Raw genomic sequence first — 11,149 nt, 5'->3', positions numbered from 1 at the left:
CCGCCGGGCCGAAACGCCACAACCCCAAGTAAAGGGGCCTGCCGCCGCTATCACACCCGCGCACCCGGCAGATAAAATCATTCTTTTTCTTTGGGTTTCTTCTTATCGCGCGCACACGGGCTGTTCGGAAAAAAAGAAACAATATCCCAATTTAACTGCTTAAAAAAAGCCCCAACACTGCCTGCGGCCTTACTACCGCGGTCTGCTCCCTCGGAAATATCCTTTTTCTTGTCTGCCATGGGGTTCCTCTCATCTTGCGTTAAATATACTTAATTATTTATTATTATATAATGCAAAAATAGTACATTATCTGACCGTATTTTGCAACTGTTTTTTTAAGGGGCATTCCAGGGGCACAAAAAAACCGGGCGCTTTTATGCACCCGGTTGCAGGTTGGAATAAATCTACTTCATAGGCGGTGTGCCGGTGGCTAAATCCAACGAATCACAAACCCCGGTGCTTTTGGGGTTTTCCCCTTTGCACGCCAAAGAGCGTTTAACCCCGGTAGCGGTGGTATACGGGTTCCAAATGCGGTATTCATAAGAAGCCGTCTGGCGTACGGCCACCACGCTGGAACAAGTAGTACCAAAAATGCGGGAAGTGCCGTTCCCCCCCAGTTTGAACGTAAAATTATTCCCCACCGCCGTGGCGCTGTTTCCGCCGCCGGGCACGTCTACCATCAGTTGGTCAAACGTGGTAGGACATTCCTGGTGTTTGGCATAATAAGTATAAATGGAATCATTAATAGCTTTAATAGAAGCCATTGCCTCCACCGCGCGGGAACGCTCTACACTGCGGGTGTAGTTCGGCAGCGCTACCGAGGTTAAAATGCCGATAATCAGCACTACGGTTAAAAGTTCAATTAAGGTAAACCCTTGGTTGGAACGTTTCATGTGTTATCTCCTTTTGTCTTTTTTATTGTATCAAATGTAGCGTTAAAACGTCAGTGCCGCTATGCGCCCGGCGGCCTGCTGGGTCAGTTGCGGGGTGTTAAATGCCGTTAAGCGGAAGAACCCCTCCCCGCACGCGCCAAACCCCACGCCCGGCGTTCCCACAACGCACGCCTCTGATAACAGTTTATCAAAAAACGCCCAAGAATCAAGCCCGTTTGGCGTTTTGAGCCAAATGTACGGCGCATTTACGCCGCCGTAGGCCGTCAGCCCGGCATTTTGCAAGGCCGATAAAATCACTTGCGCATTTTGCATATACGTTTGCACCGCTTGGCGCGTTTGCGCTTTTCCGGCGGGAGAATAAACGGCCTCGGCCGCGCGTTGCACAATATAGGGCACCCCGTTAAACTTGGTGGTTTGGCGGCGCAGCCACAACGCATTTAAGCTGTAATTTTGGCCCGATTCGTCCTGCACTTGCAGGGCTTTGGGCACCACAGTATACGCACAGCGCGTGCCGGTAAATCCGGCCGTTTTTGAAAAAGAGCGGAACTCCACCGCCACTTCCTGCGCGCCGGGGATTTCGTAAATAGAGTGCGGCACATCCGGCTGGGAAATAAACGCCTCGTACGCGCTGTCAAACAAAATAACGGCATGGTTCGCTTTGGCCCAGTTGACCCAGCGGGTGAGTTGTTCGCGCGTGAGCGCCGCACCGGTGGGGTTATTGGGGGAGCATAAATACACCAAATCCGCCCGCGTGTGGGGCAAATCCGGCGTGAAAGCGTTTTGTTGCGTGCAAGGCAAATACACCAGCCCCGCAAACGCGCCGTTTGCAAAAGGGCCCGTGCGCCCCGCCATTACATTAGTATCCACATATACGGGATAAACCGGGTTTTGCACCGCCACCACGCACGAGGGCGAAAATAATTCCTGAAAGTTGGCCACATCACTTTTGGCGCCGTCACTTACAAAAATTTCATCGGCAGACAGGTGAATGCCGCGCGCGGTATAATCGTTTTGCAAAATGGCTTCGCGCAAGAAAGCATAGCCTTGCTCCGGCCCGTAGCCGCGGAACGTGTCCGCAGAACCCATTTCCAGCGAGGCTTTTTGCAACGCCTCCACCACCGCCGGGGCCAGCGGGGCGGAAACGTCCCCAATCCCCAGGCTGATGACGGATTTATCCGGGTGGGCGGCCTTAAAAGCGGCCACCTTTTTGGCAATTTCGGAAAATAAATAACTGCCGGGTAATTTTAAGTAATTTTGGTTTAGTAAAGTCACAGTGGTTTCTCCCAAGTACCTGTAAAAGTTTTTTCGGCGGGGCCGGTCATAAAAATATGTGTTTGTTCCGGCCAGTCAATTTGCAAGGCGCCGCCGTCCAGCTTTACCGTCACATGGCGGTTGGTTTTCCCGCTGATAACCGCCGCCACCACACTGGCGCAAGCGCCGGTTCCGCACGCCTGCGTAATGCCTGCGCCGCGCTCCCACACGCGCATACGCACGGTGTTTTTGTCTAGTACCGTCACAAATTCCACATTCGTTTTTTGCGGGAACATGGGGTGGTTTTCCACCTGCGGGCCGTATACTTCCACCGGCACATGCTCCGCGTCCGGCCCGAACATTACAAAATGCGGGTTGCCCATGGATACCGCCGTGCCGTACACTACTTCCGCCGGCATTTGCAAGGGGATATCTATGGCACATTCGGCGGGGTCCCCCGTCATGGGTATTTGCCCCCGCAACAAACGCGGTATGCCCATATCCACCGTCACCAAACCCTTGGCTTCGTCCACAATTTTGGTAAAAATCGGCCCGGCTAAAGTTTCCAGGGTCAGTTCATTTTTATCCAGAATACCCTGTTCCCGCACAAAAAACGGCACACAGCGCGAGGCGTTGCCGCACATTTGCGCTTCGCTGCCGTCCGCATTTATCACGCGCATACGCACATCATTGACGGTAGACGGCCCGATTAATATTAGCCCGTCTGCCCCAACGCCGCGGCGGCGGTCACACAAAATTTTAGCCGCGCGGAACGGGTCTTGCACCGGGTGCTTAAACGTGTTTACAAAAACAAAATCGTTTCCTAAACCGTTATATTTGGTAAATTGCATAAATTTTATTCTCCCTTTTGTTATTGTATAAAATGATAAGATAGTTTTAGGAGATAATTTTTTATGGAACTGGAACAAGCTATTTTAACGCGCCGCAGTGTGCGTAAATATCAGGATAAACCCGTAGAGCGGGAAAAAATCAACGCCTGTTTGGAAGCGGCCCGGCTGGCGCCGTCCGCCTGTAATTCCCAACCGTGGCATTACATTGTAATTGACGACCCGCAAGTAAAAGCGGCTTTCTGCCAAGAGGCTTTCAGCGGCGTGTACGCCATGAGCAAATGGGCCGAAAAAGCCCCGGTGCTGATTGCCGCCGTGTCCGACAAAGGCTCCTTTACCAGCCGGATTGGCAATTACTTCCGCCGGACGGAATTTTATTTGGTGGACCAGGGTATTTCCGGCGAACAACTGGTGTTGCGCGCGTGGGACTTAGGCCTTGGCACCTGCTGGATTGGTTGGTTAAATTCCGACAAAGCGGAAAAATTTTTCCACCTGCCCAAAGGCAAAAAAATTGAGCATTTAATTGCTATGGGCTACCCCGCCGAAACGCCGGATGCGCGCCCCCGCGAAGCCTTTGATAAAAAAGTAAGTTATAACGAATATAAGGAATAAGTAGTTTTGAAAAAAACACCCCGGGCCAAAACCCGGGGCGTTTTTTTGGCTGAACAGATTATAAATCGCAGTAATTATCCGTGCCGGAGGATTTTATCTTTCCGCCGTATTTGGAACAAGCATCTTTATTCGTAATATTGGAATTATTTTCAATCGCTTCAAATACGCCGTACAAAGAATCTGTCGGGTCATAATCCCGCGTTTCCGTACCCACTACCGGCAAGCCGGGTTTTAAGGGTTCGGCGGAAAGGGAACAGCCCAGTTTGGTTCCTTTGCCATCACAAGTGCGGTAAAAATAGCGCCAGTTGCCGGAGGCCGGCGGGCGGACATCTAATTTATCCATGCTTGGCGGAGTTTCGTCGTTCGTTAAAATATATATTTGGGTAGCCTCCACCAGCGCTTTTAAGGTGGTTTTAGCCTCGGCAATACGCGCTTTCATTACCGCTTTTTCATACTTCGGCACCGCGATTGCGGCCAAAATACCTATAATCAACACCACTACCAATAATTCTATCAGGGTAAACCCCTTATTTTTCATAAAAACCTCCCTTTTATAATTGTTTATAGTTTATGTTATGCAAATTCAAAAAGCAAGTGTTTATTTTTCAAACGTCTGCTTGAACCACTTAATCACCCAATCCGGCTTATAATCTATAATTTTGCGGTTGTGCGGCGTAAAACTTTCCGCCGGAGCCACAATTTGCTTTTCACGCGGCAACAGCGGGTAGATGTAATCCGTCACAACCTGTATATTGGGGTACCACAAATTATGCACTTTTTTATCCACCCAGTGTTGGAGCCCCAAATTGGGCAAATTCAGCCCCGCCGAAGCCGCCCAAAACACGGAGTTTACCGCAATTACATACAAAGCAAACCGCGCTTTTAACAGGTGGAGCAGGTGCCAGGTTTCGTTAATGGATAATTTTTTAATATCCACCAACAGGTAATCCGGGTTGTTTTCCGGGCCGCCTTTCGTCACGCTCATTACAAAATACCCCGCTTTCATTAACCCCTCCGCCAAAGGCACCATGTGCGGATAAGTGTAGGCAGAGCCGCGGGAATCCAACTGCAAAAACACAATGCCTTTTTTGCCTTGCGCGCCCCGCTCCGCGCGGGCCAGATACTCCGCCACCACCGGCGACAGCTCTTTAGGGAAGTACATCACCGGCGCGGGCGTTTGGGCGGGAACCGGCAAATTAAAGGTTTCAAACAAACTGCTCACGCGGTGCGGAATATGCACGCCGTAATCGTAATAAACGGGCATAACTAAAAAATCTTCCGGCACGTCTTTTAAGGCGGCGGAATAGTCGTAATTCTTCCAAATCAGCGGGTGGCGGGAGCCTGTAAAATAGAACACTTTTTCAAAATGCGGGTTGGTTTCCAACAGTTTGCCCACCAAGGGGGAGTTATTGCGGTCAAACTGCGCGCCCACATACGCATAAAACGGCAACTGCGGGTATTTTTGTTTGAGGGCCTCCAACATGGGGGTTGTATACAAATAATCCCCAATACCCATAAAAAACACCAACGCCAGCCCCTTTACGCGGGGGTTGGCTTTTAGGGCCGCATCCACATTATAATAAACGTGTTCGTGGCGGTAGAGCGGGCGGGAAATACGGTACCACTCCGCATTGACAGGCAGGGTTTCGGCCGGAGTTTCCCCCGGCGCGTATTTTTTATCAAAACGGTACCAGACCGGGGTTTTGGTATGGTGGAAAAAACAAATTTTATGCCCCAGCCAGCGCAAACTTTCCCACGCCACGCACAGCGGGCGGTGCGCACAAACAAAACGGTATAAACGGTTCATAATTAAAAACGGCCCCCTTTTTATATAGTTTACCAAAAAGCGGGGCCTTGCATAAAAAAACCCTTTTGCAAAAAATAAATTTTGATGGCGCGGGCCAAATGCAAACATTATTTACCGCGCGGTAAATTTATAGTTTGACCGCTCCCCCCCAAAGTTATACAATAGTATTAAGCCGGTTTTTACCTCCGGCCCCCGCATGCCTTTGGGCGTGCGGAGTTTTACCGTTTTTATTTTACGCAAAAGGAGACTTCTTTATATGGCAAAATTAGTTGCTATGGACGGCAACGGTGCAGTATCCCACGTCGCCCATGCCACCAACGAAGTAATCGCTATTTACCCGATTACTCCTTCCTCCACCATGGGTGAAATCTGCGACGCCAAAAGCGCCAAAGGTGAAACCAACATTTGGGGCAACGTTCCTTCCGTGAACGAATTGCAGTCCGAAGGCGGTGCTTCCGGCGCGGTACACGGTTCCTTAACGGCCGGTGCCCTGACCACCACTTTTACCGCTTCGCAGGGTTTACTGCTGATGATTCCCAATATGTACAAAATCGCGGGTGAATTGACCCCCACGGTGTTCCATGTGTCTGCCCGCGCGATTGCTACTTCCGCTCTGTCTATCTTCGGGGACCATTCCGACGTTATGGCCGTGCGCCAAACCGGTTGGGCCATGCTCTGCTCCGATAACCCGCAAGAAGCCATGGATATGGCCTTAATCTCCCAAGCGGCCACCTTGCGCGCCCGCGTGCCTTTCTTGCATTTCTTTGACGGTTTCCGCACCAGCCACGAGCTGAACATGGTGGAACCCCTGACCAAAGAACAAATGCACGAAATGATTGACGACGATTTAATCGCCCAGCACAAAAGCCGCGGCCTCAACCCGGAACACCCCACCGTGCGCGGTACCGCCGCCAACCCGGATGTGTACTTCCAAGCGCGCGAAGCCGTCAACAAATTTTATAACGCCGTGCCCGGCATTGTAAAAGAAGAAATGGCCAAATTTGAAAAAATGACCGGCCGCAAATACGATTTGTTCCAATACGTTGGGGACGAAGACGCCGAAAGACTGGTAGTGATTATGGGTTCCGGCGCGGACGTGGCCCAAAACGCGGTAGAAGCCATGAAAGGCCAAAAAGTGGGTGTACTCAAAATTAAATTGTTCCGCCCCTTCTCTATTGCCGATTTTGTGCGCGTTATCCCCAGCACGGTTAAAAAGATTGCCGTTATGGACCGCACCAAAGAACCCGGCTCCTTGGGCGAACCGTTGTTCCAAGATGTGTGCGCCGCGTTCTTAACCGCCGAAGCCAAGGCCAAATTCCCCACCACGCCGCTTATCATTGGCGGGCGCTACGGGATTGGCTCTAAAGACTTTACGCCTTCCCACGTCAAAGCCGTTTTTGACAACTTGGCCGCTAACGCGCCTATTAAAAACTTCACCGTGGGCATTAACGACGATTTAACCCACACTTCTTTACCCGAAACCAAATTGGAAAGCAAAGCCGCTAACGACATTTTTGCCGCTTTGTTCTACGGTTTGGGCTCCGACGGTACCGTAGGCGCCAACAAAAACACCATGAAGATTATCAGCGCCAACGGTTTCTTTGCGCAAGGCTACTTTGTGTACGACTCTAAAAAATCCGGTTCTATGACCACGTCCCACATCCGCTTTGGCAAAAACTACATCCGCGCCCCGTACCTTATCCAATCGGCCGATTTTATCGGTGTACACATGTTTGACTTCTTGGATAAATACGACGTGCTGGGCAAAGCCAAACAAGGCGCCACGGTGTTAATCAACGCGCCGTATGCCGCGGATGAATTGTGGAACCACCTGACCGCCGAAGTACAAAAAATCATCATTGACCGCAAACTGAAAGTTTACACCATTGATGCTTCCGATATTGCGTTGGCTACCGGCATGGGCAGCCGCACCAATACCATTATGCAAACGGCGTTCTTCGGTATTGCGGGCGTTATCCCTACCGAAAAAGCCATTGCCGATATTAAAGAAGCCATCAAAAAGACTTATTCCAAAAAAGGCGAAGAAATTGTTAAGAAAAACTATGTAGCCGTGGACGCGGCCTTGGCGGGTTTACACGAAGTAAAATACCCGTCCGAAGTGACCTCCACCCTGCACACCAAAGCCCCTGTGCCGGCTTCCGCCCCCGCGTTTGTAAAAGATGTATTGGGCGAAATGATTGCCGGCCGCGGTGACGAATTACCCACCTCCGCTATGCCGGAAGGCGGCGTATATCCTACCGCTACCACGCAGTATGAAAAACGCAATATTGCCATTATGGTACCCGAATGGGACCCGAACACCTGCATCCAATGCGGTTTCTGCTCCTTGGTGTGCCCGCACGCGGCTATCCGCATTAAAGCCTATGATGCCGACGCGCTGAAAGATGCGCCCAAAACCTTCAAATCGGCCGACGGCAAAGGCGATATTGCCGGCAAGAAATTCACCGTACAAGTAGCGGTGGAAGACTGCACCGGCTGCGGCGCCTGCGTATTTAACTGCCCCGCCAAAAACAAAGAAAACCCGGAAAAGAAAGCCTTGAACATGGTTCACCAGCTTTCCGTGCGTGAAAACGAAATTGACAACTTTGCGTTCTTCTTGGGCCTCAAACAGGCGGACGTGACCACCAAGAAAGAATCCGTCAAAGGTTCCCAATTCCGCCAACCGCTCTTTGAGTTCTCCGGCGCGTGCGCGGGCTGCGGTGAAACCCCTTATGTAAAACTGTTGACCCAGTTATTCGGCGACCGCTTGGCTGTGGCCAACGCGACGGGCTGCTCCTCCATTTACGGCGGCAACCTGCCCACCACGCCTTACTGCAAACGCCCGGACGGCAAAGGGCCGGCGTGGTCTAACTCCTTGTTTGAAGACAACGCGGAATTTGGCTTGGGTATCCGCTTGGCGTTTGACCAACTGAACCACGATGCCAAAGCCTTGCTCTTGCAAGCCAAAGAAGGCGGCTTAAAAGAACACGCGGCCTTGATTGATGCCTTGTTAAACGCGGACCAATCCACGGATGCGGGCGTTGAAGAACAGAGAAAACGCGTAGCCGACTTGAAAGCCATTTTGAACAAAGGCGCCGAAAGCGGTTGCGATACCTGCAAACGCTTGCTGAGCTTGGCGGACTACCTCGTCAAAAAATCCGTCTGGATTTTGGGCGGCGACGGTTGGGCCTACGATATTGGCTACGGCGGTTTGGACCATGTATTAGCCAGCGGCAAGAACATCAAAATCTTGGTGCTGGATACGGAAGTCTACTCCAACACCGGCGGCCAGATGTCCAAAGCCACCCCGTTAGGCGCCAAAGCCTTGTTTGCGGCGGGCGGTAAACAAATGCCGAAGAAAGACCTGGGTATGATTGCCATGACCTACGGCAACATTTATGTTGCGCAAGTAGCCATGGGTGCCAATATGAACCAGACCATTCAAGCGCTGGCGGAAGCGGATGCTTACAACGGCCCGGCGTTGGTAATTGCCTACTCCCATTGTATTGCGCACGGGATTGATATGTCCAAAGGTATGGGCGAAGCCAAACGCGCCGTACAAGCCGGCCGCTGGATTCTGTACCGCTTCAACCCCGAGGCCCGCTACGAAGGCAAAAACCCCTTGCATGTGGATAGCCCGTTAGGCGCGCCGACGTTGCCGTTGGCGGACTACATGAGCGGCGAAAACCGCTTCAAAGGCTTGATGCGCGATAACCCGGAACTTGCCAAAGAACTGATTAAACGCGCTGAATCCGAATACGCTTGGAGACGCGACCTGTATAAACAACTGGCCGCTATCCAACCGACGGAAAAAGTGGTTAAGTAATTTATAACCAGTAGGATGAAATACCCCCGGCAAGCGTTAGCGAACCGGGGGTTTTCTTATCCCAAACAGCAGCGCGACCTGTATAAACAACTGGCCGCTATCCAACCGACGGAAAAAGTGGTTAAGTAATTTATAACCAGTAGGATGAAACACCCCCGGCAAGCGTTAGCGAACCGGGGGTTTTCTTATACTTAATACTTCAAATTTTTTAGTTGCCTGTGGCGGGCCGGGCTTACCGCCCCTCTAAAAACCAACTCAAAATTTGTAAAGAAATCCACTTCCGTACGGCGGAAAATTAGTATTTTCCACAAAAGTTGCACTCATATTTTCGCAAAGTTTAGCATATTTATCCGTTCTGTCCGCCGTCAGTGCCCAACAAGCGCGGCCCCAATCCGCATACCCGCCATGTTCAAAATAATAGGCATATCCGTTTTTCATACTTGTATTATTTACACACGCTGCGCGGTCATTCCCGGAGGAATCTAATTTACAACTTCCCCAATCATAAGTGCAAGTTTTTTTATCGCCCGATAAGGTGCATCCGCCGGGGGCAATATCCAACGCTTCAAAATCGTCGGTGTATTCTCCGTTAGCCATATAATAGAGTTCTTCCGCCGTGCCCAACGCATTCACCGTTGCCATTAAGTTAGAATAGCGGCTTTTCATAACCGCTTTTTCATACTGCGGCAAGGCTACGCCGGACAAAATGCCTATAATCAGTACCACCACCAATAATTCAATTAATGTAAAACCTCGTTTCATTTTCTGCTCCTTTTTATAACTCCATAAACAGCCAAAAACGGCCTTTATAGCGTTTTTTTATGGTTAGGTTCATTTTTTGATAAATTTTACCTATATGTAAAATTTATCAAAAAAAAAAAACAAAACAACCCCTTCTAAAATTGCCGGGCACAAAAACAATTTTTTTATTTTTTCCCCCGCTTTTGCTACAATAACAGGGAGAGGTTTACACAATGAAAAAATGGGTCATTCTTATTATTGTAATTGCGGTGTTGGGCTTGGGCCTTTCCTACCGCCAAAACGCGGTGGAACGCGCCGCCGCCAACCTGATTGCAGACGCCTACCGGGGCGATTTAACCGCCGTTAAAAACGACGTGGAAGACGGCGCCCCCCTAGATTACACCTTGCTGTTTGACGACGACGAACGCCAATATAAAGGGGCCGATTTTACCGCCTTGCACGCGGCGGCTTCCAGCGGGAGCGAGGACGTAATCAACTTTTTATTAGACGAAGGGTTAGATATTAACTCTGCCACTCCCAACGGTTGGACCCCTTTGTTTATTGCCGCGCGCGACGGCCGGACCGAGGCCGCCAAACTGCTGGTTTTCCGCGGAGCGGATATGGACACCCAAACCGATAAAGGCGCCACCGCGCTTATGATGGCACTGACGCAAAAATTCCCGTCGGAAACCGACCGCACGGATTTAATTACTTATATGCTTAAACGCGGGGCCAACCCTAATTTAACCACCAAAGACGGCCTAAACGCGCTTTTTTATGCCGCCGCATACCAAAAAAGCCCCACGCTTACCCAACTGCTGTTGGAACACGGCGCCGACACCCAAGACAAAAACTTTGCCAAACTGGTAGCCGTGGTGCAAGCCCGCTCCGATTTAGAAAGCAAAAAAGTTGCGCGCCTGCTTAAAAAAGCCGCCCAAAAGCCTGCTAAAAAATAATTTTCAAATCCCCACGGCCCCCAAACAGGGGGCCGCTTTTTTACGCTCCCCATAAAAAAACCGGGCCTGTAAAAGCACCCGGTTTTTCAGCAAAAACACCCACAAATTTTATTTCTTCGTTAATTCGTCCCAATGGTTATAAAACCGCTCGCCCGTAAACGGGTCCCGCTCGTAATCCTCTTGAGTAATGCGGGCCGTAAAACCGGGGTTCTGGG

At 50.7% G+C, this 11,149-nt stretch carries 10 protein-coding genes; 3 read left to right on the top strand and 7 right to left on the bottom strand.

What is annotated here, in order from left to right; translation table 11 throughout:
• Positions 1 to 77: 77 nt before the first annotated feature.
• From ACQY18_RS05450 to dapF, 4 genes are all read right to left on the bottom strand, one after another.
• The gene (locus ACQY18_RS05450) at positions 78 to 239 is read right to left on the bottom strand and encodes a hypothetical protein (RefSeq protein WP_428039141.1); all 162 of its coding nucleotides are present in this window, start codon (positions 237 to 239) and stop codon (positions 78 to 80) included.
• A gap of 165 nt (positions 240 to 404) precedes the next feature.
• The gene (locus ACQY18_RS05445) at positions 405 to 893 is read right to left on the bottom strand and encodes a type IV pilin protein (protein ID WP_428039140.1); all 489 of its coding nucleotides are present in this window, start codon (positions 891 to 893) and stop codon (positions 405 to 407) included.
• 42 nt (positions 894 to 935) lie between these two features.
• A complete protein-coding gene (locus ACQY18_RS05440; RefSeq protein ID WP_428039139.1) occupies positions 936 to 2,165 on the bottom strand; it encodes an LL-diaminopimelate aminotransferase in 1,230 nt (409 codons plus the stop codon).
• Positions 2,162 to 2,995: a diaminopimelate epimerase gene (gene dapF / locus ACQY18_RS05435; RefSeq protein WP_428039138.1), complete on the bottom strand. Its 834-nt coding sequence runs from the start codon at positions 2,993 to 2,995 to the stop codon at positions 2,162 to 2,164. Before dapF ends, ACQY18_RS05440 begins: the two co-directional genes overlap by 4 nt.
• Positions 2,996 to 3,058: 63 nt before the next feature.
• On the opposite strand from dapF, the gene ACQY18_RS05430 reads away from it, so the two are divergent.
• Positions 3,059 to 3,604 carry a nitroreductase family protein gene (locus tag ACQY18_RS05430; RefSeq protein ID WP_428039137.1) on the top strand — a complete coding sequence of 182 codons (546 nt, stop codon included), beginning with the start codon at positions 3,059 to 3,061 and terminating at the stop codon, positions 3,602 to 3,604.
• Between the two features lie 58 nt (positions 3,605 to 3,662).
• On the opposite strand, the gene ACQY18_RS05425 is transcribed toward ACQY18_RS05430, so the two are convergent.
• Positions 3,663 to 4,142, bottom strand: a complete 480-nt coding sequence (locus tag ACQY18_RS05425) for a type IV pilin protein (RefSeq protein ID WP_428039136.1) — start codon at positions 4,140 to 4,142, stop codon at positions 3,663 to 3,665.
• Positions 4,143 to 4,202: 60 nt separating this feature from the next.
• A complete protein-coding gene (locus tag ACQY18_RS05420) occupies positions 4,203 to 5,411 on the bottom strand; it encodes a glycosyltransferase family 9 protein (RefSeq protein ID WP_428039135.1) in 1,209 nt (402 codons plus the stop codon).
• Positions 5,412 to 5,667: 256 nt separating this feature from the next.
• On the opposite strand from ACQY18_RS05420, the gene nifJ reads away from it, so the two are divergent.
• Positions 5,668 to 9,237 (top strand): pyruvate:ferredoxin (flavodoxin) oxidoreductase, encoded by a 3,570-nt coding sequence (gene nifJ, locus ACQY18_RS05415; RefSeq protein ID WP_428039134.1) that lies wholly within the window; start codon positions 5,668 to 5,670, stop codon positions 9,235 to 9,237.
• 255 nt (positions 9,238 to 9,492) lie between these two features.
• Here the strand turns inward: nifJ and ACQY18_RS05410 are convergent, their stop codons facing one another.
• On the bottom strand, positions 9,493 to 9,999 hold the full coding sequence (locus tag ACQY18_RS05410; protein ID WP_428039133.1) for a type IV pilin protein: 507 nt from the start codon (positions 9,997 to 9,999) through the stop codon (positions 9,493 to 9,495).
• 212 nt (positions 10,000 to 10,211) lie between these two features.
• On the opposite strand from ACQY18_RS05410, the gene ACQY18_RS05405 reads away from it, so the two are divergent.
• Entirely contained in the window at positions 10,212 to 10,934 is a 723-nt protein-coding gene (locus ACQY18_RS05405; protein WP_428039132.1) for an ankyrin repeat domain-containing protein, read from the top strand.
• Positions 10,935 to 11,149: the final 215 nt, after the last annotated feature.

This window comes from Candidatus Avelusimicrobium faecicola, assembly GCA_900540405.1.
Taxonomy (GTDB): Bacteria; Elusimicrobiota; Elusimicrobia; order Elusimicrobiales; family Elusimicrobiaceae; genus Avelusimicrobium; species Avelusimicrobium faecicola.
Note: the sequence above shows the minus strand (reverse complement) of the source record. Positions and strands in the feature narration are given on the sequence as shown.